Raw genomic sequence first — 25,963 nt, forward strand, 5'->3', positions numbered from 1 at the left:
AATCATAGACGCGCCACGCGCCCCGGAATAGCGGCTTACCAGGCCGGAATCACCGAATTCTTGTATTGATTCACAACATACTGCTTCACTTCAGGGCTGTGGTAAGCCTTGACCAGCTTGGCAACCCATGGCTTGCTCTTGTCTTCGGTCCGCACCGCGATGATATTGGCATAAGGGCCGCGCGCAGCTTCGATGGCGATGCCATCTCTGGTCGGGCTGAGACCGGCTTTTTCTGCGAAGTTGCCGTTGATGGCAGCTGCATCGAGGTCATCCAGCGAGCGCGGCAGTTGCGCTGCGTCGATTTCGACGATTTTCAATTTTTTCGGATTTTCAGCGATATCCAGTGGCGTTGCCTGCAGCCCGGCACCGGCTTTCAACTTCAACAGCCCCTGCGCTTGCAGCAGCAGCAATGCCCGGCCGCCATTGGTCGGATCGTTCGGGACACCGATACGGGCGCCAGCTTTCAGGTCTTTCGGCGACTTTACTTTTTTCGAGTAAAGGCCCATCGGGAAGGTGATGGTGTAACCGACATTGGTCAGCTTGTAACCGCGATCTTTGACTTGCGCTTCCAGGTAAGGCAGATGCTGGTAGCTGTTGGCATCGAGGTCACCGGCAGCCAGGGCGGCGTTAGGCTGAACGTAGTCGCTGAATTCAACGATTTGAATATTCAGGCCATCTTTGGCAGCGATTTTTTTCACCACTTCCAGGATTTCCGCGTGCGGGCCACCGGTCGCGCCGATCTTGATCGGTTTATCCTGCGCCAATACCGGCGCGGATACCAGACTGGCGATGAGGCCCAGACCAGCAAAAAATTCGACTAATTGACGACGATTCATTTCTTTCCTTTCTAAGGGCAGGCGGTTGCCGCCTGCGTTGTCACTGACGCGATCGGCGTCGGGTAACGGGGGTGGGGTGGGTAGGTAAAATTATTTGTGGCTCAAGCGTCGCACCAGAATGTCGCCCAGGGTTTGTACCAGTTGTACAAACACAATCAGAATCAGTACCACTGCCAGCATGACTTCCGGCAAAAAGCGCTGATAGCCGTAGCGGATCCCAAGGTCGCCGAGGCCGCCGCCGCCGATTGCACCGGCCATCGCCGAGTACCCGACCAGACTGACAAAAGTAATGGTCAGCCCGGCAATGATGCCGGCGAACGCTTCGGGGATCAGTACTTTGCAGACGATTTGCCAGGTGGTCGCTCCCATCGCCTGTGCCGCTTCGATCAGGCCACGATCGACTTCGCGTAGCGCGGTTTCCACCAGCCGCGCGATGAACGGTGCCGATGCAATTGTCAGCGGCACAATCGCAGCAGCAGTGCCGATCGAGGTGCCGACAAAAAAGCGCGTGAACGGAATGACCGCCACCAGCAAAATGATGAACGGCGTCGAGCGTACCGCATTGACGATCAGTCCGGCAATGCGGTTAAAGGCGAGGCTCGGCAGCACGCCATCACGGCCGCTCAGGTGGAGTGCAATCCCCAGCGGGATACCGAGCAGCGCACCGAGGATGCCGGAGATGCCGACCATCATCAGGGTTTCGCCGAACGACGACAGGAACAGGTCAAGCATTTCAGATGACATGATTCAATTCCTCCACGGTAACGCCTTGCGCACTTAAATACCTCATGGCGGCGGCGATATCAGCGCTGCCGCCATTGGCTAAAATGGCCAGCGAACCAAACGCCTGACCTTGAATTTCGTCGATCTGACCATGCAGAATGCTGAAGTCCAGATTGAATTTACGCACGACTTCCGACAACAGCGGCTGATCGACGCTGTCGCCGGTAAACGCGAGGCGGAACAAATGGTCGGTGCCTTCGCCGGCATCGCTACGCTGCAGCCGCGCGCGCAAGCGTTGCAGCACGCCGGATGGCAGTTCTTGGGCAATCACGTCGCCAATCATCGCGCGCGTCACCGCATGTTTAGGAGAGCGGAAGATATCGATCACTGCACCATGTTCGATCACGTCGCCTGCTTCCATGACGGCCATGCGGTCGCAGATCATCTTGATCACTTCCATTTGATGCGTGATCAGGACGATAGTCAGGCCGAGCTCTTGATTGATCTTGCGCAACAGTTCCAGAATCGAGCGGGTAGTTTCCGGGTCGAGTGCCGACGTGGCCTCGTCGGACAGCAATACTTTCGGCGCGTTGGCAAGGGCGCGGGCAATGCCGACGCGCTGCTTCTGACCACCGCTGATGTGGGCCGGATAGCGATCTTTCAACGCAGTCAGGCCGACCAGTTCCAGCAATGGCGTGACCCTTTTGCTGATCTCGGCTTGCGGCATGCCAGCCAGTTCCAGCGGCAGCGCGATGTTGTCGTAAACGGTACGTGACGACAGCAAGTTAAAGTGCTGAAAAATCATGCCGATTTCGCGTCGCGCGGCGCGCAACTGATCGGCATTGAGCGCCGTCATATCCTTGCCATCAACGATGATCTTGCCCGAAGTAGGGCGATTGAGGAGATTGAGCGTGCGCACCAAAGTGCTTTTGCCAGCGCCGCTGCGACCGATTATGCCGAAGATCTCGCCCTTGTTAATCGTCAGATCAACATTGCGTACCGCATCCACGGGGCCATTGGCACCCGGGAATTGTTGGGTAACTGCTTGAATTTTTATCATTTCAGAATAAAAAAAGGCAGCTGATTGTCTCGATTTCAACAATCTGCCGCCGATATAATTTTTATGTAAGTGCTTATTTTATAAGGATTTTATAGATGGAGAAAGTATATTTTAGGTATGGCGTTATTACCTTTTGGCATAAGGAGATTTTCTTGTGTTCTGTCGACTTCCGTAAACGAAAAAGCCCGCAACGCTGCGGGCTTCTTCTTGAGTAACTAAAGCGTCTTCAAAAAAATAAAGAAGATGCCCCGACTACTCTGGGTGATCGCTGAGAACCGTAAGCAGGTTCCCTGCGATCAATCCATTACATCATACCGTCCATACCGCCCATGCCGCCCATACCACCCATGCCGCCTGGCATGCCGCCAGCTGACTTGTCTTCCGGCAGTTCAGCGATCATTGCATCGGTTGTCAGGATCAGGCCAGCAACCGAAGCGGCGTTTTGCAGTGCCGAACGGGTTACTTTTGCCGGATCCAGAATGCCCAGGTCAACCAGGTCGCCGTAAGTGCCGTTGGCAGCGTTGTAACCGTAGTTACCCGTTCCTGCCAGGACTGCGTTGATCACAACCGATGGCTCGTCGCCAGCGTTGAATACGATTTGACGCAGTGGCTCTTCAATCGCGCGCAGCACGATCTTGATGCCGGCTTCTTGATCGGCGTTGTCGCCTTTCAGGTTCTTGACGTTAGCACGTGCGCGCAGGTAAGCCACGCCGCCGCCAGGAACTACGCCTTCTTCAACTGCAGCGCGGGTAGCGTGCAATGCATCTTCAACGCGTGCTTTCTTTTCTTTCATTTCGACTTCGGTAGCTGCGCCGACTTTGATCAGTGCAACGCCGCCTGCCAGCTTGGCAACACGTTCTTGCAGCTTTTCACGGTCGTAGTCCGAAGATGCTTCTTCGATCTGGGCGCGGATTTGCTTGACGCGTCCTTCGATAGCGATTGCTTCACCGGCGCCATCGATGATGATGGTGTTTTCTTTGCTGATATCGATACGTTTAGCTTGGCCGAGTTCTGCCAGTGTCACTTTTTCCAATGTCAGGCCGACTTCTTCCGCGATCACTTGACCACCGGTCAGGATAGCGATGTCTTCCAGCATGGCTTTGCGACGATCGCCGAAGCCTGGTGCCTTGACAGCAGCAGTTTTCAGGATGCCGCGGATGTTGTTGACGACCAGTGTTGCCAGTGCTTCGCCTTCGACGTCTTCTGCGATGATCAGCAGTGGACGGCCCGACTTGGCGACTTGTTCCAGGATTGGAAGCAGGTCACGGATGTTGGAGATTTTTTTGTCGAACAGCAGAACGTAAGGCTGTTCCAGAGCAACAACTTGTTTTTCCTGGTTGTTGATGAAGTAAGGCGACAGATAGCCACGGTCGAATTGCATACCTTCGACGATGTCCAGTTCGTTTTCCAGTGACTTGCCATCTTCAACTGTGATGACGCCTTCTTTGCCGACTTTGTCCATTGCCTTGGCAATGATTTCACCGATATCGGTGTCGGAGTTAGCGGAGATCGAACCAACTTGTGCGATTTCCTTGCTGGTAGTTGTCGGCTTCGACAGGGTCTTGATTTCACCAACGATGGCGACCACAGCTTTGTCGATACCGCGCTTCAGATCGGTTGGGTTGAAACCGGCTGCAACGTACTTGAAGCCTTCGCGAACGATCGCTTGTGCCAGCACGGTTGCGGTAGTTGTACCGTCACCGGCGTTGTCGGAAGTTTTGGAAGCAACTTCTTTAACCAGTTGCGCGCCCATGTTTTCCAGCTTGTCTTTCAGTTCGATTTCTTTTGCAACTGAAACACCGTCTTTAGTTACGGTTGGGGCACCGAAGCTGCGCTCCAGAACCACGTTACGGCCTTTAGGGCCCAGAGTCACTTTAACTGCGTTAGCCAGAATGTTGACGCCGTTTACGATCTTTGCACGTGCGTCATCACCGAAAATTACTTGCTTTGCTGCCATGTTTCATTCTCCTGAATACGGTTGAATATGATTGATAGAGCAGGGTGAAGCAGCGTTATAGCGACTTGCTTCGGCCTGTCTGATCAGTGAATTACTTGCCTTCGACTACAGCAAACAGATCTTCTTCGCGCAAAACCAACAGTTCTTGACCGTCGACCTTGACTGCTTGACCAGCATATTTGCCGAACAAAACGCGGTCGCCAACTTTAACTGCCAACGGGCGAACTTTGCCGTCGTCCAGAATCTTGCCGTTACCGACTGCCAGAATTTCACCTTGATCAGGCTTTTCAGCAGCTGCTTCAGGCAGCACGATACCGGATGCGGTTTTAGTTTCCAGGTCGAGACGCTTAACAATGACGCGATCGTGCAAAGGGCGAAGACTCATGTGTAACTCCTTAAAATTCAACAAGTTATGGTTTTTGCAGCAACATCGCAGCAAACGGGACTGCACCGATTAGTTTGGCTCTTACGATGTGCCGCACAGAAAAAGTGACTAGGTCAGGGAGATTGTTAGCACTCTCACCTAACGAGTGCTAAGTATAGGGGCGGTTAGTTGATTTTTCAAGAGTGGATGTTCGTTGGGTGCCGGAATTGCAGATAGTGCCGCAAGATTACTGCCATTCATTGCGACCACTACGCGTAAGTCAAAGCGCGACGATACAAATCCTGCATCTGGTCCGGATCATCGTAATGGAAACGTTTCCCCTCTCGCAAATCTCGTCGCATCAGCAAAATCATGTGCTCAGCGACTTCAGCGGCTACCTTAATGCCGTGTACCTCCAAAAATCGCCCCTGCAATACGGGAACGTTACTGCCCACCGGTGCAATGCGATACTGGTATTTCCCGCCAATGGTATCAGGCGGCAAATCCATTGGAATATCAGACTGTTGTTCAAAGAAGCTGAGCACCAGGCGATACGCATTGGAACCGGTGACGGGCCAGGTGGGCGGAGTCTCTTGCCCGGTGTTGATCTTGTGCATTTCTTGACATATAGGCAACAATCTATCTAACTTGTATTCTGTCGCCATATGCATATTCCCCGCCCGCACCAGATTCGCGATCAATTCACCGAGAGACGCGTGGCCGATGGTCGACGATTCCTTTTCCATTGCGCCCCAATAACCATCAGCACCATTGAGCAATGCTTCAATGGCAGATGCGTTCTCCATACCATTGCCGGCATGTGCGTGAAATAGCACTTTCTGCTTTGGTTTCAGGAGCGCTTTCATTGCACCAACTACGGCTGCGATTTGAAAGGGGAAATAGGTTCCGCGTCCATCTTCAAACGAGACGCCGTCAACATCTAGCGATGCCAGGTGTTCGAGCACCTGACAAGCCCAGTCCTGGTCTATGAAAAAGGTATCGATCAAATCCAGTATGTTCAAATAAATACGGCGCGGCTTTTCAGGATCGCCTTGGCGTTTTTCACGCAGCCAATGAATACTTGCAGACAGGTTTTCAAGTACTTGCTCTGGATTTTCTTTAGGCCGCAACGATATTTCATGCACCGTGTTGGGAATGCAATACTGAAGCAGTTTCTCTGCACTGGGATCGGGATTGAAAGTACGATTTTTGACGGCTCCCACTTGGGTCAGGGCAAAACAGCCGGTCATATCATATTTTCGGGCGAGCAAATCTTTGCAAAAATCGTCTTCCACCTGTAGGTGCTCTGGCAGTTGGTAGTTGAGTGTTGCAATGATTTTGTCCTTGAAGCCAAATTCATCAACCAAGGGCAGCAGTGAGTGCTTGTTCGCCAGCGTATGCCCTATTGCCGCACCAAAACAAGATTCGCGCAAGGATATGTCGATCAACATGGGATTCATATTGCGCAGGATGTTGAGCTTCTCTTCCGACTGTGCGAATAGTGTCTTGACGTCGGCGCGAGCTTGGCTCGATGATGAATTTGGCATGGACTATCCTTCTGGAAGTGGGAGGATTGCAAGGTGCTACCGAACCGGGGGAAACGCTTATAAATTCTCCAGCGCGTGGAAAAGGCGTGGAGTGGTATGGCTAAAACCAAATTCATGGGCTTGATCACGCTGGCTGATTAGATCGCCTCGCTTATGGTCTCTGTCTCCATCGGCGTTTGCCGTTGACCAGCGCGCGACGCGTCGAATCAGGCTTACATGGTGCTCCACCCACAAACATGATTCCAGAGCCGCATATTCGGCCAATTGATCGGCATACCGTCGCGCAGCGTCAAAGTCGCCATTGAGCAAAGCGACCTCTGCGGCAGCGACCAGGAATCGATAGGCGTTGTGGGCGACGCAGTCTTTTGTCAGGGAGGCGGCGCCTTGCAGCAACGCTTTCTTCTGGATTGCCGCGTCGCTCGACAACAGGGCAAGCGTACCAAATACCCATGGCCCGATGAAACGTTGCAGCTGCAGTCTTTCAACGGCCTCGGCGGACCACGTGATCTGACTTTCGGCCAATGCATGATTCCCGCGCAGCCACGAGATGCGCGCCAGGCTTTCCATCAGGAAGGGTTCAAATCGTGTGGCGCCCATGGAACGGCTAAGCTCAAGGCCTGAAGACACCTGGTCGCTCGCACGCTCGAAGTGGCCGCTGGCGAGTAAAGCCCATCCGGCGGTCATGCGCGAGACCATTTCGGCGCGCCGATTTCCCACTCGCCGCGACAATTCGGCTGAACCTAGCGCATCCTGGATCGCCTCTTCCACCTGTCCGAGGTAGATGCGTGTCGAACCCAATGCGCTGCGATTGGAAGCCTCGATATTGAGGAAACCATGATGTTCGCACATGGTGACGCACTGGCCAAAAACCTGATTCGCTTTCTTCATGCGCCCTTGCGCGTAGTAGGAATCGCCAATGCCACTGAGAGCACGCGCTTCGGTTTCCAGGGAGGCGCTTGCCTGCGCATGGCGTACGGCATTTTCGTGTAGCCTCCTGCATTCGGCAAAATCGCCACGCGGGAAGTAGATATTCCCTTTGAGAGAGAACAGTTTACCCAGTGCCAAATTGGCTTTGAGCGCCTCGGCCAGCGGCACGGCTTCATCAAGCAGGCGCTCTTCTTCATCCAGTTCATCGAGGATGTTCAGTGTGGTGGCAAGTCCAACCACGGTCTCAATTTTCTCCTGCGGACTCAGGGCCAGTGTTAACGCCTTCTGGTAGCGATGCTTTGCCTGGAGCATCAGACCCAAGCCTGCGCTCGCGTGGGCGTGCAGCAAGGTGAATGAAAAGCTGAGGTTGGCGCGCACATCGTTGGCATCGCATTGCTCGCATAATTCCAGTGCTACGCCAAACTGGTGTGCGGCAAGCTCTTTCTGTATTGCCTTTTGCATGACCTCAAACGCACTTGGATCTCCGGCACGAAAGAGATGCTGCGCACATGCGGCGATGTCGCGCTCGCTGTACAAGCCGGCGACGGTGCGATGGAGCCTTTGCCGTTGTGTCGATTCGATGGAATCATAGATACAGTGCATGACGAGGTTATGCACGAACATGTAGCTGCCCTGCCCGTCACGGCGCATCAGGCAATTGCGCCCGGCATCTTGCGGATCATAGCCGGGAGCCTGCAAGGCCTGGCGCAAAAATTCCAGCTCAAATTTATCCCCAATCACCGCCGCCATGCGCAGCGCCTCGCGATGATTTGCGGACAGCCCATCCAGCCGTGATTGCACCAGGTGCCTGAGGCTGTCGGGAAGATGCGCCTTCGGATCAGAAAGCAATTGTGTCAGAAACAAGGGGTTGCCTTGCGCGCGTTCAACACAGCGTCGCCGGTAACCGGTATCGACGTCGCTGAATTGATCGGCGAGCATCCCTGCTTGCGCCGCTCCCATGGGTGCCAGGTCGAACACCGTCAATGCAAGATCGGATAAATGCGGACGAAGCCCGCTTTCCAACGGGTCATTTTCAACGCGCGAAGTGATGACCCATATAACCGGGGCTTCGCGGGTGAGCACGAGCAAGGTTCCAAGCGCTTCAAATAATTTGGGGTCTCCCCAATGCAAGTCTTCCACAGTCAGTAACAACGGCCGTTGTATGGACAATCGCAAAATTAATATTTGCAGCGATTTAATCATGCCACGGTGGCGAGCTTCGGTACTCATCTCCGCGTAGAGGGCCGAGTGCGCGGCGCACAGTGGTGCACCAGTCAGGACGCGATAGAATATTGCCCACTCCGCAGGCAAATTCAAGCGGTCAATGGCGGCATCGAGCATCTGTGCTGTATCGGAGCGCACGCTTGCATCAGGCTCGGGAACAAGTGCAAATAAGCTGCACGTCAGTTGTCTGAAGGGAATGTACCATTGCACAGAGCCGCAATCTGGAATTTCGCAGTGATGACATGCAAGGTCGTGCTGTCGCGCGATATCGGAGAATTCCACCGACAGGCGCGTTTTTCCAAGACCAGCCATGCCGCGTAAATAAATCAAGTGCCCGGTTTGGTATTCTGTGGTGACCTCAATGACACCTTTGAATTGCCGGATTTCGGTATGGCGCCCTATTAGTGGCTGAGTCGATGCATTACCGTCTGCGATGGCTGACTCGAAAAGTCGATAACCTGAAAAATTCCTGGGCGCCGGGCCAAATGCGAATCTCCCTGCCAGTTGATTGGCAACTTCGCGTGCTACATAGATGGGGGCGAGCGCATTACCCGATGTCGCCGGCAATTCTACGCCAGACCGGTCAAACAAAACGGTCGGAAGAATTTTCCCACCACCGACTTTTTCGTGCTGCAACCGCACGAGTCGAATTGCCATCAAGTGGCATTGTTCAACCAGCAGGTCGTCGCGCAAAACCAGTGCGCAACGCAAGCAGCGTTCAGCATCGCTTCGGTAGGCTTGCGGATCACCGAAAATGACCGTTGCATGCATATCTGAGTGAGAAATGACCCTGCCACCGAGCAAAGCCGCCGTTTTCTGCATCTCCGCCACGGCGACAATATGTTCATTACAGCGGGGTATGAAAGCGACGTGCATTTCGATCACATAACGGATCGTATCGTCCTGCGTCGATGCGACTGCCGGGATGAAAATTTGATTGTGCCTCGATGGAACAAGCGGGGCGGCGCTCGCTGTCGAAACGGCAGACGGCAAGAGCAAGTCTTCAAGCGCAACGCCGAATATCGTCGCCAGATGACGCGCCGTCCGGTAGAGCACAATCTTGCCTGTTTCCGCTCGCTTGATGGAAGCTACTGAAACACACAATTGCTCCCTGAAACATAGTTCAGCAAGCGCCTCTTGGCTGAGCGCACGCGTCTTGCGCAGTTCTTTGAGGAGCCCCGCGTCGACCAGAATACGTCCATCAGATGGCGTTTGAGGTGTCTTGTTTGTTGTTTCAGGATGACCCATACCCGTTTCACGACCTGACAAAGACGACAGTTGGGCAAGCGTTGCCATGTTGTTGCCTCACCACCCGGACCGCTCAAATTGAACGGCCGCGACTCCGGGTTTTGATGGAGTGCCGATTCTACCTTTAACTACCGTCTGCTGCTTCAGGATTGTTGCATTTCATTAATTTTATTGCTGCTGGCTGATGCGCAAGCTCGCGAATGCTTTGACAGGGATCCATCCAACCCGCGTTGACCCTTTGCGTGCCGGCTGTTGAAACCGCGCTGATACCGAACTGAGACTGAACTGATATCAAGCTGGACTGTCCAGTCCGGCGCCGAACTTGCACACTTCAATCCGCCAAACCGTCAGGCATCTGATTTGGGTACTCCGCGCCATAGATGTCTTTAATCACCAATCACATGAGCGAATTTAAAATGACACAACTTGATCCGATAATTTACACGATTGCAAGGTCGCAAGCCATGAGCAACGGCAAGGTCCCATACCTGCAAATGAACGGCCAGGACGTCCGTTCGCCACAACCTCATGGCAGCGGGCAGCTCGGCGCCGGTCATGGCGCCGGCCCGTTGGAACAATTCAAGCTCAGCCCCCGGCCGGCCGACGGCAGTCCGCACTTTACCCGGCTGGAATCGGCATCCTTTCCGAATGTCTATCTCCGTATGGATGCAAAGGGCGTGGTCACGCCGACCACCTTGGGCGGCGGCATCGTCAACATGCACTACGGTGCTGCGGCGTATGAAGAGTTCATTGTCCATCATCATCCGGATGGCACCGTTTCCTTCGAGTCGAAAGCCTTTCCCGATGCCTACCTGCGGCTCTCAGTGAGCGAAAAACCCGGTGAGAAGGGCATCATCGTCAATTGCCAGCACAGCGTGGCAGGTGCATTCGAGAAATTCCGCCTGGAGACGCCTCCCGCGATTCCTCGCCTGCGCCTGCTCAGTTACAACACGCATTTGATGGAAGACTCATTCATAGCGACAGGAGCGGATGTCGAGCGGGTAGTCTCGGTTACCGATCGCACGGACTATGAAGATGGTGTGCGTCGCGATCAAATCGTTAAGTATGTGATGGAATCCATGGCAGATATTGTTTCCCTGCAAGAGGTTTGGGCTTACAGCTGGGAAGGTTGGTTCCTGGAGCGCTTGGCCAGCGCCTACCCATTCGGCAGACTGGGACCGACAAAGTCGTTCATCGAATTCACCTCCGGCCTGGTGTTGCTCAGCAAATATCCGCTTTCCGATTCTTCGTTTGCAGCATTCCATAGCGCGAGCGGCTTTGAGTCGCTGGCCAATAAAGGAGCGCTCAGCTGCGTCGCCGACATACCCACAGTCGGCCCGCTTCGCATCGGCACCGCCCACACCTTCGGAAACATCGATGACATTAAGGTGCTTACCCAGAATACCGTCTTGACCAGCCCTGCCCATCGCGACATGCCCGCCATCATGTTCGGCGACTTGAACCTGCACGGATCGAACGCCGACGAGTACAAAAACATGCGCCGGATCTTCGCCATTCCAGGTGAAGGCGTGTACCCGGCGACCGACACCTGGCTGGATATTTATGGCACTGCCTCCACCGTGGACTCGGCCACGATCAGCATGCGCAACAATCGACTGGCGCAACTGTTCAGCCCGGAACGCGATACTGAAAACGACGATCGCATTGACTATTTCTGGAACAAAGCCGGCAAGGACTGGACGCTCGCCCCGATTCGCGCGGAAATACCGCGCAACCTGAACTACCCATTGAGCTCATGGTATTTCGCGCATCGCTATTGCTGCGAGAGCATGCCCTCGGCTGCTGTTATCAATGACTTGCTCTGTGTTACCAGCAAAAACTACGGCAATAAAAGCGTACTTACTGCGGTATGCGATCGCCGCACGAACAAATGGAAACATTATGCCCCGGGGTTCGATACCAGCTCCACGCCCGGCATCGTCGCCTACGAAGGCAAGTTTCACGTCTTCTACCGCCACGGTCAATCCATGAAGACCAATGGCATCCTCCATCGCTCGTCTACCGACGGTGAACACTGGAGCGCAGAGACCTATGTCGGCTTCGATACCGGAGCCTGTGTCTGTCCCGTTGTATTCGACGGCAAGCTTCATCTCTTCTATGTCGACGAAGATGCCCAAGACTCGGGCGGACAACTCCGTTATCGCATCAAGGAACGCGCCGGCGATGCTTGGGATCGGTCGAACTGGGGCAACGCCGAGGGCGTGGACATCACGACGCGCAAGAATATTTCGGCTGCGGTACTTGGTAATCGGCTGTGCGTAGTCACCAAGGATAACGGCAGCGAAGATACCAGCTCAGGGCTGATGGTCGCGGTGAAGGAATCAGGCAAAAAGTGGGAATGCGGCCACCTGGGTAATATGCTGACCTCGGGCGCACCCGGCATCATTGCAATTGACGGGCGCTTCCGCGTCTACTACCGTCACGATAATGGCAATGCGATTTTCCACGCCTGGTCCACCGATGGCAAAACCTGGCAAGACAAAGACAAGAGCACCATGCATGACATGATGATAGGCGGCGTCTGCCCGGTATTGTTCGACAATAAACTCCAGCTGTTCTACCCTTACTCCAGCACAAACAAAGGAAAGGGCTACTACCAACGTCGGCTCATGCTCCAAACCCAATTGAACGATGCCCCGGTAGATCTGTCCGATCACTACCCGCTTCTGATCGAGGCCGAGATGAAACGCCGTGTTCCGCAATGCACCTTCATGGTCCACATCCAGGACATTGGCGACGTTACCTATTGCGATGACGTATGGGCCGGTCGACGCGGAGAAGCCTTGCGTATTGAAGGCTTCCGGCTGCAATCGAAGATCTCCGATCTTGGCTTTAGCTACATGGCCCACATCGCCAATCAGGGCGATACGAAATGGGTCACTGACGGTAGCTATATCGGTACGGTAGGCCAGAATAAAGCGGTCGAAGGTTTTGCCATTAAACTCACCGGATCTGCAGCGGAGCAGTACAGCCTCACTTACCGCGCCCACATACAGGAGCAGGGAGACACCGAATTCGTCAACGCTGGGGAGTTCTGCGGCAACCGCGGTAAGAATAAACGGGTGGAGGCAATCTGGATTCAGATTAATAAAAAGTAATTTCTCGCGTTGGGAATTTATTAGACAGGTTCCTGAGTACCCACTCGCAATTGCTTTTGAGTGGGTACTTATTCGAGGTTCACAGGATTGTACGCTGGATAGAATTTTCACCGCCGGAACGCGAGATTATTCCGGTAGAACTATGGGAACATGCCGGGTCGGGGCTTTTTCTTCGAAGTAGTGCGGCCTGGTGGCTGGCGCGACCATTGCTTCACTGTTGGCGAGGATTGTTGTGGTTTCCAGCACCGGATGGCCGTCGACAAAGCGGCAGGCCTGGGCCGCGTTGCGGTTGCCGTGCAGATCGAGCACCAGGCTCCACCTGTCCTTATGGGAGGCATCATGCGCCGGCCCGGGCGGCATGACCTTGGGCGGCAGGACGATGGCGTCTCCCGGCGCGATCCACAGGTCGGCCAGCGTGATTTCGTCGACATAGGGTCGCCAGCGCGCCACGCTGATGACCAGCGGTAAGGTATCGCGCGAAAAAAACACGTGCGGAAAATTGTGATACTCCAGGTCGGTCGGGTTGATCACGAGCAGCTCGCGCCCCCGGCCCCGGCCCAGATACGGGGATTGATAGCCGGCCCATTTGCCGTAGGTATAGTCGGTCATGACCAGATTGTCGTACGGGAAGCGCACGCATTCGCCATTCTTGAGTAGGGTCATGCCGAAAGCCTGCGCGTTCTCGCGCGTGGCCAGCAAGGGCTGGTAGTGCACTTCGGCGGCGAGAAAATCGAACTGCGTGATCGGGTAGGGGGGACCTCGGTCCGGTTCGACGTCACGGGACCAGTGCTTGATGCGCGTGTACTTGCTGCCCAGATCAAGGAGCACATTTTCGGGACGCATCTCGATCGCCCGCCCATGCGGCCTTTCCAGTTGGCGCCCCCAGCCGTTGTCGTTGTACAGGAAGGGGAAGCCTGCGGTGTCCTGTAAGGGATGGGGAGCGCCATCCTGGATAAAATCGATGGGGTTGAAGACGTCGCACTTGCAGGGATGAACAGTCACAGGCTTACTCCATAAAAAAGTGCGCAGCGGCCGCTGCGCGAGTGATAACGGCCAACCCGGCGGGGCTCGCCTTATTTCCGGATGATAGTGTAGGCCGGCGTGGTTTTGTAGCCCGTCTCCGGCACTGGCGACACCGAGTAGGAATACAACTTGCAGTCTTTCCCTTCGCAGCGGATACCGGCGCTGTTGCTCTTCGAGTAGGGTACCTTGAAATCCAGGAAGAACGTCGCGTCGTCGCCGGCGCTGTACCGCACCGCGCGCCACCCCGCCACGATCTATGGCGTAGAGGTGACTGTGTCGGTCACGCGCAAAAGTCGACCGGCGGTTCTCGTTGCATGGCAGACGCTTTGGTTCGCCGCTTTGCCTCGCAGTACTTTCTATCGCCACCAGCGACACTTGCCGTAGCATGTAAACAGACGCCGTTGATGACGTGTTATGTTCCACGTATTTATCGTGAAGCCATATAACATCACTTGCGTTCGAACCGATGCCGGTCGCGCCAAGCACGGACCGCTATCGGGACGTTATGCCACGCAGTCAAATCCATATTTTTAAGGTCTTGAAGCATGCCCATTCGAAAAATCCGCAATCTTGTTTTTCATACTCACCCACGTCTGGTTCTCGCATTGATCTTCGCAGTCGTCATCTGGGCGTTACTGCCGGCCGGCTCGGCGATCACGCGCGGCCTGATTAGCTGGAATGCAGGTGTGTGGGGATATCTGATCGCTATCTGGTGGATGATGGTCAGAGCGCAGCCGGCACAGGTGAGAAGGCGCGCTGCGATCGAGGATGAGAACGACAGAATGATTTTGGTGCTGATTTGCGTCGCTGCGACTTCCAGCATTGGGGCCGTGGTGTTCGGGTTGTCTCAGGCCAAGGATTTTTTGCCGGGACCAAAAGAGATCCGATATTTATTTACCGGTCTGACGGTGCTGGGGTCATGGTTCCTGGTAAGCACCATGTTCACGCTGCATTATGCGCGACTCTTCTATAGCGCAAAGGTTGGCAAGCGGCCTTTGCGTTTCCCCGAAGAGGAACAGAATCCGGATTACTGGGATTTTCTCTATTTCTCGTTCACGATAGCGGTCGCAGCGCAAACCTCGGACGTCAGTGTGATGACCCGTTCCATGCGCAAGACTGTGCTGGTGCAATCGGTGTTGGCGTTTTTGTTTAATTCGGCGATTCTGGGATTGTCGATCAATATTGCCGCCGGCTTGATATCGTGAATCCGCGCTGATAAAGTCCTAGTGTTTTCGGTCGCCAAAAAAAACCAGCTGCAATCGCTGGTTTTTTTTACGTTCGGTAGCGCGCGCATCCTGCGCTGTCCGTCTTTTGATCTACATCTTGCACAGAGGCGCTGGCTGGCTTTACTGCCAGCCAAAGCGCCGCGTGTACCAGCCCTTCATTATCTGCGTCAGCACGGCATACGCGCCCAGAATCAGCAATAGCCATGGGAAATAGCTGAGCGGCAGCGCCTGCAGCTTGAAGTAGTGCGCCAGCGGCGACATCGGTATCAGGATGCCGATCGCCATGATGATGATGGTCATGCTGAGCAGCGGCCATGAGGCACGGCTCTGGAAGAACGGTATCTTGCGGGTCCGTATCATGTGGACGATCAGTGTTTGCGATAGCAGTCCTTCGACGAACCAGCCCGATTGGAACAGGGTTTGATGCGCTTCGGTATTGGCGCCGAAGACGTACCACAGCAAAGCGAAAGTAGCGATGTCGAAGATCGAGCTGATCGGCCCGAAATAGATCATGAAGCGACCGATTTCTTTCGCCTCCCAGCGCTGCGGTTTTTCCAGGAATTCCTTGTCGACGTTGTCGAACGGGATCGTGATTTGCGAAATATCGTAAAGCAGATTTTGCACCAGCAGATGCAACGGCAGCATCGGCAGGAAGGGCAGGAAGGCACTGGCTACCAGCACCGAGAACACGTTGCCGAAGTTGGAGCTGGCGGTCATCTTGATGTATTTCAGCATGTTGGCGAATGTCTTGCGACCTTCCAAAACACCTTCTTCCAGCACCATCAAACTCTTTTCCAGCAGGATGATATCGGCAGCTTCCTTGGCGATATCGACTGCGGTATCGACCGAAATGCCAATGTCGGCGGCACGCAATGCGGGAGCGTCGTTGATGCCGTCACCCATGAAGCCGACCACGTGCCCATTGTTGTGCAGCGTGCGCACGATGCGTTCCTTATGCGTCGGGCTGAGTTTGGCAAACACGGTCGTTGTTTCGACTGCGACGGCCAGCTCGGCATCACTCATCTTTTCGACATCGGCGCCGAGCAACATGCTGTCGACGGTGAGGCCAACCTGGCGACAGATTTTGGCAGTCACCAGCTGGTTGTCGCCGGTCAGGATTTTGACGGTGACGCCGTGTTTTTTCAAGGCGTCCAGCGCCGGTTTGGTCGATTCCTTTGGTGGATCGAGGAAGGCGATGTAACCGATGAGTACCAGATTCGATTCGTCGGCAACGCCGTAGACGTCCTTGGTCGGCGGCAGATCTTTGGCGGCAACTGCAACGACGCGCAGACCCTCGGCGTTGAGGCTGGCAGTCGTATCGTGGATTTCTTTTAGCAACTCGGCGGAAAATGGCACCACCGCGCCATGATGGCGGGCGTGGGTACAGACCGAAACGATTTCTTCGACCGCGCCTTTACAAATCAATTCATGATGGTCTTCACGTTCGCTGACCACCACCGACATGCGGCGGCGCTGGAAGTCGAACGGGATTTCATCGACTTTGCGGTAGGCAGATGCCAACGCCATTTCGCGTTGCAGTTCGGCATGGTCCAGCACCGCAACGTCAAGCAGGTTCTTCAGGCCGGTTTGATAGTGACTGTTCAGGTAAGCATATTCCAGCACCAGGTCATCCGGCTTCCCCAGAATGTCGGTATGCCGTTCCAGAAAAATTTTGTCTTGTGTCAGGGTGCCGGTCTTGTCGGTACACAGTACATCCATCGCGCCGAAATTCTGAATCGCATCGAGTCGTTTGACGATCACTTTCTGGCGCGACAGGACGACCGCACCCTTGGCCAGCGTCGAGGTGACAATCATCGGCAGCATTTCCGGCGTCAGGCCAACCGCCACGGACAGGCCGAACAGAAACGCCTCAAGCCAGTCGCCCTTGGTAAAGCCGTTCAGGAAAAATACGACGGGGGTCATCACCATCATGAAACGAATCAGTAACCAGCTGACCTTGTTGACACCCAGCTGGAACGCAGTCGGGGTACGGTCGGCGGCGGTGACACGTTCGGCCAGTGCGCCGAAATAGGTTTGATTTCCGGTGGTGACGACTATCGCCGTGGCCGATCCGCTGACGACGTTGGTGCCCATGAAGCAAAGATTGTCCAGCTCCAGCGGGTTGCCGGCATCGTAGCCGCGATGGAGTATGAATTTCTCGACCGGCAGCGACTCGCCTGTCATCGCCGCCTGGCTGATAAACAAGTCCTTGGCCGTCAGTAAACGCAGGTCGGCCGGAATCATGTCGCCGGCGGAGAGCTGGACGATATCGCCCGGCACCAGTTTTTTGATCGGCAGCTCAATCCGCCGCGCGCTTTTTGGATGCAGCGTGGCTTCGAAATAGCGCAGCGCTTCGTCGGCAATATCGGTGGCCAGATCGTGACGCAGCACGGTCGCGGTATTGCTGACCATTTCCTTGAGTTTGTCGGCGGCGCTGTTGGAGCGCGTTTCCTGCACGAAGCGCATCAGCGTCGATAGCACCACCATCGAACCGATGACGACGGTGGCTTTCATGTCTTCGGTCGCAAACGAGACTGCGGCTAGCACGGTCAGCAGCAGGTTGAACGGATTCTTATAGCATTGCCATAGATGCGCCCACCATCGCAGCGGCTTTTCGTGCTCGACTTCGTTGGGGCCAACCCGCAGCCGGATCGCTTCGGCTTCGGATTCGGTCAGGCCGTCGGTGCGGCTGTGCAGCTGGTCGAGCAGTACCGCGAGATCGGCGCGCGCGGCGTTGAGCAAATGTTGCGCCAGTGTTGGCGGCACTTCTTTCTGGATCGGTGTACTGCGAAACATGTCGCTACCGAAGCGGCGGAAATGCCGGTCCATGCCATGGGCGTGGACAAACCTAACGAAGGTATCTTTCAAGAGATTCAGGTTCATGATGTTATTCTTTTTTCTATAAAACATTCTCGGTCGTCGTCGACCCGTCAGTACCATCCGGCGCGTTTGAGATCGCCTGAAAGCCCCGCTGCACGAACCAATCCGGGATATGCGATGCTCGCCGCAGGTCTTCGAATGCGCCGATAGCACTTGCTCGCATATCGGAGGCAGTTCGCGCAGCATTGCAATGCTGCGCGATGACAACGTGCGGCATCCAACAACATCTATCGGCGCTTATCATCGAAAAATTCAACGATAAGTGTCGACGCAACTTTGCGTATATATGAGTCAGGTAGTGGAAATCTGTGTGTGCAGAACACACTGGTCGCATGTTCCGTACATCGGGATACCATCATTCGCCAGCGGCGAGATGACGGCAGGGGAAGCCTGCGTTATCTTGCCGAGACGTGGCCAGAGCGGGTCTGGCAACAACTGTCACTCGAACAAGTGCCCATGAATGGGGCTCCATAAAATGAAAACATGCGGATGGTAATCCTGACGCAAACGACGGTCAAGAAAAAATTGTGCGCAACAGCATGAGAAGTCAATCTGGTTGGCGCGTTCGCTACGGTATTTGCGTTGCCCTTAATCTGTGCGCATGGCGCAGATAGAAATTGACGGTCCATATGATTGAACTAATAGCAATTATGGAGAGCGCCTGCTCTGAGCCGTCAGGATTCTTGCCTTGTTTTTTGATTGTCGAAAACTATACTGAAAATATAATCAAAAGACGGGGACGGCCATGCAGGATTTAATCGTCAAGAACCTGATTTTTTTTGTGCCTATGGCACTTTTCGGATTGATACTATTTGCTGAAGTACCGGTCAGATCCAAAGTTGCACATGGCGGCTTATGCACGGTTGGTTTGGTGGCCGGAGCACTGCTGGCAGTGTTGCTGCTTGAAATGATAGAAGTCATGATCTGATACCGGTTTTAAAATTTCCTGATAATTCACTCGCTTGGCATCGGTCGCGCGCATGGGATAATCCTGCACGATTTCCCTTTTCTTCCTGATGCCCATGTTGAACAAATTCCGTACCATCAGCACGCTGTTTCTCTCGTCCGTCCTGTTTTCCCCGTATTCAGTTAGTCATGCACAAGAATTGCAGTTGCCGCCGTCGGTGAATGCGGCGCTGCAAGCTGCCGATATTCCATCGCAAAATGTGGGCCTGTATGTGCAGGAAGCCGCGGCCGGCGGCAAACTGCTGGCGGCGACCAATATCAGTACGCCGTTCAATCCTGCCTCGACCATGAAGCTGGTCACCACTGACGCCGCACTAGAATTGCTGGGGCCGGCGTATAGCTGGAAGACCACGGCATATACGGACGGCCGGCAGCTTGGCACTACTTTGCAAGGCGACCTGATTTTCAAGGGCGGTGGCGATCCGAAACTGGTGCTGGAAAATTTCTGGCTGTTCTTGCGACAGATCCGCGCCAAAGGCATCCGCGATATTCGCGGCAACGTCGTGCTGGATCGCAGCATTTTTGACGAAAGCGCCTACGATCCGTCCAAATTTGACGGCGACCCTTTGAAGCCATACAACGTCGGCCCCGATGCCTTGCTGCTGAATTACAAAGCGCTGACTTTCCAGTTTGTGCCGGATGCGTCTACCGGGCTGGTCCGGGTCGTGCTCGATCCGCCGATGGCAGGCTATCAGGTGCTGCCGCCGCGTCCGGGCAAGGGCGCTTGTGGTGACTGGCAAGGAAAGTTGCTGGCCTCGTTCGATCAGAACGGTGCCAGTTTTAGTGGCACCTTGCCCGAGTCCTGCGGTGAAAAAACCTGGTATGTGAATCCCTACAAAATGCGTTCGTCGGACTATTTTGGCGCAGTGTTCCGGCAAATGTGGACCGATCTTGGCGGTACCTTTAGCGGCACGGTCAAAACCGGCACAGTGCCGGTTGGCGCGCGCTGTATTGCCGAGTGGAATTCTGTCAGCTTGCCTGAGGTGATCCGCGACATCAACAAATATAGCAACAACGTGATGGCGCGCCAGTTGTTGCTGACGATTGCGGCTGACATCCTGACATTGCCGGCGACGCCAGAGCGCGGAGCGCGTGCGGTGCAAAGCTGGCTTGCCAGCAAGGGCATACAGGCGGATGATCTGGTGATCGAAAATGGCTCAGGTTTGTCACGCAACGAACGTATCTCGGCGCGTACCATGGGCCGCATGCTGGCGTCGGCGTATCAGTCGCCGACGATGCCGGAGTTTATTTCCTCGCTGCCGCTGGTTGGTTTTGACGGCACCATGCGCAAGCGTCTGAAGGGACAGGCGGTAGCGGGTCAGGCCCATGTAAAAACCGGCACCCTGAACGATGTGCGGGCGATTGCGGGGTATGTGCTGGCGGCTTCGGGGAAATATTATGTGGTGGTGTTTTTGATCAATCATGGAAATGCGCCGCGCGGGCAGGGGGCGCAGGACGCGTTGTTGCAGTGGGTTTATGAGAATGGTTGATGGCGCTATTTGATGAGCAACTTGCGGCGTTCCGTTCCCGTTTTACCTGTGCCCGGAGTCAGGTAGCGCAGTACCGCATCACAGCATCACCGGTCGATCCGATAATTCATTGCGCTTGCCATCTTTGTCTGGAAAGTGAGTAGTCAACAAGCCATTCAATTGTCCGAGTGCCGCCAGGGTGCTGTCGTGGAAAGTGCCATTGGCGAATTCCCGGGTCATGGTTTGACATACTGCCAGCCATTCCGTAGAACGTATCGCGCGGCCGACTGCGCGGTCGGTGATGATTTCGACTTTGCGGTCGGCGATGTTGATGTAGAGCAGGACTCCGATATTTTCTTCGGTGTCCCACATCCGGTAATGCGAGAAAAGTTCGTGCGCACGCTGACGCGAGGCGACGCCATCCAGCACCGCTTGCAGGTGGAGCGATGCCTCCACGACCATTCTTACCTCGGCCCGATGCGTGAGTTCGCCTTCGGCGATTTTGGCCTGGATCGCTTTCAGTGTCGCTTCGGGAAATGCTTGTCGGGCGGTGCGGCGCGTGGTGATGAGATGCCGGAACAGGCGCTTGATTATTGTCTTCATTTACCAGTCTCCCGAGGCGCCGCCGCCATCAAAACCACCGCCGCCACCGCCGAAGCCGCCACCACTTCCTCCTCCAAGTCCGCCACCGCCGCGACCAGCCTGACTCAACGCGCTTCCGATAATCACACCGGCGGCATTGCCCCAGACGTTGCTGTTAAGTGCGTGTCCTGCGCCGGGGCCGCCGCCGCGTCTGCGCGCGATCAATGTCACGAACACCATGAAGCCGATAAACAGCAAGGGCGCCAGTGAGGCAAAGTTACCGGATGCCGCTTCCTGTTGCGGCGCCTGCTTGCGCTGCGCCGGCGGCAATGACTGTTGATCCAGAATCGATGTCAGCGCCGCGACACCAGCGGTCAGGCCGCCGTAAAAATCATTTTTCTCAAAGTACGGGGCAATCACGTCTTGCAACACGCGTTTCGACTGGGCATCGGTCAATACGCCCTGGACGCCGCGTCCGGCTTCGATCCGTAGCCGGCGCAAGCCTTTCGGATTGTCTTTGGCGACGATCAGAATCACGCCGTCGTCGATGCCTTTGCGGCCGAGCTTCCAGGCATCGGCGACACGGATGCTGTAGTCCTCAATGCCTTCCGGCGCGGTGCTGCTTAACAACAGCACCGCGATCTGGCTGCCGCTGCGCGCTTCATAGTCACTCAGCACCGACTCCAGCGTGTTGCGCTGCGCGGGCTGCAGCATGCCGATTTGATCGGTGACATGCGCTTGCAACGGCGGCACCGCTACCTGGTTTTCTGCTTGCGCGTTGGCCGCAATCATCCACAGTCCGAGCAGCGCCAGCACCAGCGCCAGATGCAAAACCGTCGAGCGCACTGGCGTTGCGGTGGTCGACATTATTTTTTACCGCCGAAATCAACCTCAGGCGAGGTCGAAATGGCTTTTTCGTTATCCACCGAGAACGATGGCTTGACGGCATAGCCCATGGCTTTGGCGGTCAGGTTGGTGGGGAAGCTGCGGGCCAGTACGTTGTAGTCCTGCACCGCGACGATGTAGCGATTACGTGCGACCTTGATGCGATTTTCGATACCTTCGAGTTGCGACTGCGCATCACGGTAAAGGCCGTCAGCTTTTAGCTGGGGGTAGTTTTCGGAGACCGCCATCAAGCGCGACAGGGCCGATGACAATTGCCCTTGCACCTGCTGGAATTTTTCAAAGGCGGCTGGATCGTTGAGAACCTCCGGGGTGATCTGGAAGCTGGTTGCTGCCGCACGCGCCTTGGTGACGGCTTCGAAAGTCGCCTCTTCATGGGTAGCATAGGCTTTCACGATTTGTGCAATTTTAGGCACCAGATCGGCGCGGCCCTGATATTGATTGACGACTTCGCCCCAGGCGGCTTTGACGGCTTCGTCCTTGGTCTGGAATTCATTGTAGCCACACGCGTTGAGCAACGAGACGAAGGCTATGATCACCAGCCATTGAAAGGTTTTTTGCATGATGCGTCCCATAGGAGAGGAAATCGGCAGCGGCCCTTGCCGCACGTTAGCAAACTATCTGTCAGCGCTCAAGCGTTAAATATAGAGCAAGTATGCACTATGCGCGGGTGGCGCGAGGCGCGGCATCAGCGCGCGAGGGGCGCAACAAGTTACAATGTCGGCGTTCGTATTATTAGGGTTACACCGTGACTTTCATCGATAAATTATCCGCCGCCTGGACCGCCAACAATTCGCTGCTGTGCGTTGGGCTGGATCCGGATATTGCCAAGTTTCCAACGCATTTGCAGAAGCAGCCGGATGCGATCTTTGCCTTTTGCAAGGCGATCATTGACGCTACCGCCGATACCGTCTGCGCCTTCAAGCCGCAAATCGCCTATTTCTCGGCGTTGCGGGCGGAAGACCAGCTGGAAGCGATTTGCGACTATATCCGCAGCGCGCATCCGGCCATTCCTATCGTACTCGACGCCAAGCGCGGCGACATCGGCGCTACCGCGCAGCAGTACGCCCGCGAAGCATACGAGCGGTATGGCGCCCACGCGGTGACCATGAGCCCGTATATGGGGTGGGATTCGGTTGCCCCATATCTGGAATGGAAAGATCGCGGTGCCATCGTGCTGTGCCGTACGTCCAATCCGGGCGGCTCCGACCTGCAATTCATGATGGTCGACGGCCAGCCGCTGTATCAGCATGTGGCCCGGCTGGTTGCCGAAAAGTGGAACACCAATGGCCAATGCGGCCTGGTGGTCGGTGCGACCTTCCCGCAGGAACTGGCGCAGGTGCGCAGCATCATTGGTGATATGCCATTGCTGGTGCCGGGTGTCGGTGCGCAGGGTGGCGACATTCAGGCGACCGTGAATGCCGGCAAAACGGCAAATGGCGCCGGCATGATGATCAATTCGTCACGGGCCATTCTGTACGCAAAAGCGGACGAAGCGGCGGGTGAGGATTTCGCCCAGGCAGCGCGGCGCGTCGCATTGGAAACGCGGGATGCGATTAATCGCTTTCGTACCTGAACTGATTAGCCGGTAAAAAAGCGGAGCCGGTTCACCATCCTGGTGGGAACCAGCTCCGCCCTCGTTGACCTGCCTGCCAAATTAAAGACACTTTTCTTCAAGCGTCTTTGTCCGCACTGTTCTATTTTAGAAATCGCAACAAACCTTGTAGCGAATGGATGATCGTTTGTTCGCGTATTGAGCGCCGGTCGCCGTGAAAAACCAGGCGTTCGGTATGCGTCTGGTGGCCAACGGTCCAGCCAAAACATACGGTGCCAACCGGTTTGCCTGGTACCGCGCCGCCCGGCCCGGCGATGCCGGTGGTGGACAGGGCAACATGGGCGTCGCTATTGGCGAGTGCGCTTTCGGCCATTGCCGCCGCGATTTCTTCACTGACGGCGCCGTGTTGGGCGATGAGTGCTTCAGAAATATCCAGCAGTTCTGTCTTCGATGCGTTGGAGTAGGTGACGAAACCACAATCGAACCATTCGGACGATCCGGCGATTTCGGTGATGGCCTGAGAGACGCCGCCGCCGGTACAGGATTCGGCGGTTGTCAGCAGCCAGCCCCTGGTTTGCAACGCCCGACCTACTTGTTCGGCGAGGTCCAGTACTTGATCAATCTCGACGCTGGTGTCCATTGTTGCGCTCCTGTTTTTATCAAATCGTTCGCTACATACTGCCACTTGTAGCGGCCAGATGCAATCCGTGCAGCAGCGAAATTGTTAACAGCGTGGTGTTTCCACGGCGCTTAAAAAATGCGCCAGAGGGCGAATGCCAGCAAGGTGTAAAACGCTGCCAGAATGTCATCCCACATGACGCCGAATCCGCCTTTGAAATGACGATCGAAATAGGCAATCGGCGGTGGTTTCACCATATCAAAGAAGCGAAACACGATGAAGGCCCAGAACTGCGTGCGCCAGTCGGCCGGCGTCACCATCACCAGCACTAGCCAGAATGCAATAATTTCATCCCATACCATGCTGCCATGATCGGACACGCCGAGATCGCGGCCGGTGCGCTGGCAAGTCCAGGTGCCGACCACAAAGCCGGAAGCGATAAGCACCAGCCAGTTCAATGGCGAAAAATACTGCGGCCAGCGCGACGACAGCACTACAAAAGTCAGCCATGCGAACAAGGTGCCGAAGGTACCCGGCATGATCGGCGACAGACCGCTGCCGAAACCTTGTGCAATGAAATGGGCGGGATGCGACAGCATGAAACTGGCAGTGGCTTTTACTTTAACCGGGCGATTCGGCTGCGCCGATGATTCTGTGTTCATGTTGTACGGAAGTGGTCAAAAGAAGTCAGTTGCAAATCAAGCGGTGCGCCGCCGGCATCGGCAAACCGCAAGCCCGACAGGCTATCAATGCGGCCGATGCGGGTGACCTCGGTCCCGGCCGCGTGCGCTGCCGCCAGAACCGCGTCGCGCTGGACGGTGGCCGCAGTAAAACACAATTCATAATCGTCGCCGCCGGCCAGCGTAAAGTGGCGCTGCAGCGTCTGGGTTTGCTGCCTGAGAATCGGCCCGGAGGGCAAACTGTCTACCGTCAGCGTGGCGCCAACGCCGGAGCGTTCCAGAATGTGACCAAGATCGCCGACCAGACCATCGGAAATATCAATCGCCGCATGCGCAATCCCGCGCAACGCCATGCCAAGCGCCACGCGTGGTGTCGGCTGATGCATGCGCGTGGCGGCGCGTGCATGGTCGTCGCCATGCATGACGATCTGGTCGGCAAATTCATGGCGATAAGCCGCCAGCGCCAACCGTGCGTCGCCCAGCGTGCCGGAGACCCAGATGTCGTCGCCAACCTGCGCGGCATCACGCCGCAGCGCCTGCCCCGGCGGGGTTTCGCCAAAGATCGTGATGCAGATATTCAACGGCCCTTTGGTGGTGTCGCCGCCAATCAGCTCACATTCATGCGCATCCGCCAGCGCCAGCAAACCGGCGGCAAAAGGCCCCAGCCATTCTGCGCGCGCTTCCGGCAAGGCCAGTGCCAGCGTAAAACCTAGCGGCCGCGCGCCCATCGCAGCAAGATCGGACAGGTTCACCGCCAGTGATTTATGTCCCAGCGTATAAGGATCGACATCAGCAAAAAAATGCCGCCCAGCGACCAGCATGTCGGATGACACCGCCAGTTGCATGCCAGCGGTCGGCACCAGCAACGCGCAATCGTCACCGACGCCAAGCGCAATCGGGCCATCGGCGCGCGGCGCACGGGTGAAGTAGCGAGAGATAAGGTCGAATTCGGAAAGCATGTCGGGATTGTACCGAATGGAGCACAGGAGCGATCAGGTATTCTGAACGGCGTATCGGACGATACAACTGTTGCGCGCGAGCAAGGAAACTGTCAT

General features: G+C 55.6%; 21 protein-coding genes. 5 read left to right on the forward strand and 16 right to left on the reverse strand.

Annotated features, from left to right (window positions below; genetic code table 11):
- Nucleotides 1-35 precede the first annotated feature (35 nt).
- The 7 genes from AC3CHX_RS01755 to AC3CHX_RS01785 form a co-directional block, all read right to left on the reverse strand.
- A complete protein-coding gene (locus tag AC3CHX_RS01755; RefSeq protein WP_488642397.1) occupies nucleotides 36-836 on the reverse strand; it encodes a MetQ/NlpA family ABC transporter substrate-binding protein in 801 nt (266 codons plus the stop codon).
- Nucleotides 837-926: 90 nt separating this feature from the next.
- Nucleotides 927-1,580: a methionine ABC transporter permease gene (locus AC3CHX_RS01760; protein ID WP_488642398.1), complete on the reverse strand. Its 654-nt coding sequence runs from the start codon at nucleotides 1,578-1,580 to the stop codon at nucleotides 927-929.
- Nucleotides 1,570-2,619, reverse strand: a complete 1,050-nt coding sequence (locus AC3CHX_RS01765) for a methionine ABC transporter ATP-binding protein (protein WP_488642399.1) — start codon at nucleotides 2,617-2,619, stop codon at nucleotides 1,570-1,572. The genes AC3CHX_RS01760 and AC3CHX_RS01765 overlap by 11 nt, the downstream gene beginning before the upstream one ends.
- A 304-nt stretch (nucleotides 2,620-2,923) precedes the next feature.
- The gene (gene groL, locus AC3CHX_RS01770; protein ID WP_488642400.1) at nucleotides 2,924-4,576 is read right to left on the reverse strand and encodes a chaperonin GroEL; all 1,653 of its coding nucleotides are present in this window, start codon (nucleotides 4,574-4,576) and stop codon (nucleotides 2,924-2,926) included.
- Between the two features lie 91 nt (nucleotides 4,577-4,667).
- Nucleotides 4,668-4,961 (reverse strand): co-chaperone GroES, encoded by a 294-nt coding sequence (gene groES, locus AC3CHX_RS01775; protein WP_488642401.1) that lies wholly within the window; start codon nucleotides 4,959-4,961, stop codon nucleotides 4,668-4,670.
- A 248-nt stretch (nucleotides 4,962-5,209) separates the two neighbouring features.
- On the reverse strand, nucleotides 5,210-6,487 hold the full coding sequence (locus AC3CHX_RS01780) for a hypothetical protein (protein WP_488642402.1): 1,278 nt from the start codon (nucleotides 6,485-6,487) through the stop codon (nucleotides 5,210-5,212).
- A 57-nt stretch (nucleotides 6,488-6,544) separates the two neighbouring features.
- Complete coding sequence (locus tag AC3CHX_RS01785; protein WP_488642403.1) at nucleotides 6,545-9,934, reverse strand: ATP-binding protein; 3,390 nt, start codon at nucleotides 9,932-9,934, stop codon at nucleotides 6,545-6,547.
- A gap of 521 nt (nucleotides 9,935-10,455) precedes the next feature.
- Between AC3CHX_RS01785 and AC3CHX_RS01790 the strand changes: the two genes are divergently transcribed.
- Entirely contained in the window at nucleotides 10,456-13,005 is a 2,550-nt protein-coding gene (locus tag AC3CHX_RS01790; protein WP_488642404.1) for an endonuclease/exonuclease/phosphatase family protein, read from the forward strand.
- A gap of 126 nt (nucleotides 13,006-13,131) precedes the next feature.
- Here the strand turns inward: AC3CHX_RS01790 and AC3CHX_RS01795 are convergent, their stop codons facing one another.
- Nucleotides 13,132-14,007 (reverse strand): hypothetical protein, encoded by an 876-nt coding sequence (locus AC3CHX_RS01795; protein WP_488642405.1) that lies wholly within the window; start codon nucleotides 14,005-14,007, stop codon nucleotides 13,132-13,134.
- A gap of 71 nt (nucleotides 14,008-14,078) precedes the next feature.
- Nucleotides 14,079-14,279: a hypothetical protein gene (locus AC3CHX_RS01800; protein ID WP_488642406.1), complete on the reverse strand. Its 201-nt coding sequence runs from the start codon at nucleotides 14,277-14,279 to the stop codon at nucleotides 14,079-14,081.
- A 294-nt stretch (nucleotides 14,280-14,573) separates the two neighbouring features.
- On the opposite strand from AC3CHX_RS01800, the gene AC3CHX_RS01805 reads away from it, so the two are divergent.
- Complete coding sequence (locus tag AC3CHX_RS01805; RefSeq protein WP_488642407.1) at nucleotides 14,574-15,233, forward strand: DUF1345 domain-containing protein; 660 nt, start codon at nucleotides 14,574-14,576, stop codon at nucleotides 15,231-15,233.
- A 141-nt stretch (nucleotides 15,234-15,374) separates the two neighbouring features.
- Here AC3CHX_RS01805 and mgtA read toward each other — a convergent pair whose 3' ends face one another.
- Complete coding sequence (gene mgtA, locus AC3CHX_RS01810) at nucleotides 15,375-18,137, reverse strand: magnesium-translocating P-type ATPase (RefSeq protein ID WP_488642408.1); 2,763 nt, start codon at nucleotides 18,135-18,137, stop codon at nucleotides 15,375-15,377.
- Nucleotides 18,138-18,879: 742 nt separating this feature from the next.
- Between mgtA and AC3CHX_RS01815 the strand changes: the two genes are divergently transcribed.
- Both AC3CHX_RS01815 and dacB read left to right on the forward strand, forming a co-directional pair.
- Nucleotides 18,880-19,062, forward strand: a complete 183-nt coding sequence (locus AC3CHX_RS01815) for a hypothetical protein (protein ID WP_488642409.1) — start codon at nucleotides 18,880-18,882, stop codon at nucleotides 19,060-19,062.
- An 88-nt stretch (nucleotides 19,063-19,150) separates the two neighbouring features.
- The gene (dacB, locus tag AC3CHX_RS01820; RefSeq protein ID WP_488642410.1) at nucleotides 19,151-20,590 is read left to right on the forward strand and encodes a D-alanyl-D-alanine carboxypeptidase/D-alanyl-D-alanine endopeptidase; all 1,440 of its coding nucleotides are present in this window, start codon (nucleotides 19,151-19,153) and stop codon (nucleotides 20,588-20,590) included.
- A gap of 78 nt (nucleotides 20,591-20,668) precedes the next feature.
- Here dacB and AC3CHX_RS01825 read toward each other — a convergent pair whose 3' ends face one another.
- Genes AC3CHX_RS01825 through AC3CHX_RS01835 form a run of 3 tightly spaced genes read right to left on the reverse strand, consistent with a single transcriptional unit; the run spans nucleotide 20,669 to nucleotide 22,617 of the window.
- Nucleotides 20,669-21,172: a TPM domain-containing protein gene (locus AC3CHX_RS01825; protein WP_488642411.1), complete on the reverse strand. Its 504-nt coding sequence runs from the start codon at nucleotides 21,170-21,172 to the stop codon at nucleotides 20,669-20,671.
- Nucleotides 21,173-22,018, reverse strand: a complete 846-nt coding sequence (locus tag AC3CHX_RS01830; protein ID WP_488642412.1) for a TPM domain-containing protein — start codon at nucleotides 22,016-22,018, stop codon at nucleotides 21,173-21,175.
- The gene (locus tag AC3CHX_RS01835) at nucleotides 22,018-22,617 is read right to left on the reverse strand and encodes a LemA family protein (RefSeq protein ID WP_488642413.1); all 600 of its coding nucleotides are present in this window, start codon (nucleotides 22,615-22,617) and stop codon (nucleotides 22,018-22,020) included. Before AC3CHX_RS01835 ends, AC3CHX_RS01830 begins: the two co-directional genes overlap by 1 nt.
- Before the next feature lie 185 nt (nucleotides 22,618-22,802).
- On the opposite strand from AC3CHX_RS01835, the gene pyrF reads away from it, so the two are divergent.
- Nucleotides 22,803-23,630 (forward strand): orotidine-5'-phosphate decarboxylase, encoded by an 828-nt coding sequence (gene pyrF, locus AC3CHX_RS01840; RefSeq protein WP_488642414.1) that lies wholly within the window; start codon nucleotides 22,803-22,805, stop codon nucleotides 23,628-23,630.
- Nucleotides 23,631-23,751: 121 nt separating this feature from the next.
- On the opposite strand, the gene AC3CHX_RS01845 is transcribed toward pyrF, so the two are convergent.
- The 3 genes from AC3CHX_RS01845 to thiL all read right to left on the reverse strand — a co-directional run bounded on the left by AC3CHX_RS01845 (nucleotide 23,752) and on the right by thiL (nucleotide 25,867).
- Entirely contained in the window at nucleotides 23,752-24,231 is a 480-nt protein-coding gene (locus tag AC3CHX_RS01845) for a CinA family protein (protein ID WP_488644695.1), read from the reverse strand.
- Nucleotides 24,232-24,359: 128 nt separating this feature from the next.
- The gene (locus tag AC3CHX_RS01850; RefSeq protein ID WP_488642415.1) at nucleotides 24,360-24,890 is read right to left on the reverse strand and encodes a phosphatidylglycerophosphatase A family protein; all 531 of its coding nucleotides are present in this window, start codon (nucleotides 24,888-24,890) and stop codon (nucleotides 24,360-24,362) included.
- Complete coding sequence (gene thiL, locus AC3CHX_RS01855) at nucleotides 24,887-25,867, reverse strand: thiamine-phosphate kinase (protein WP_488642416.1); 981 nt, start codon at nucleotides 25,865-25,867, stop codon at nucleotides 24,887-24,889. The genes AC3CHX_RS01850 and thiL overlap by 4 nt, the downstream gene beginning before the upstream one ends.
- Nucleotides 25,868-25,963 lie beyond the last annotated feature (96 nt).

Source organism: Glaciimonas sp. OK215 (assembly GCF_057787885.1).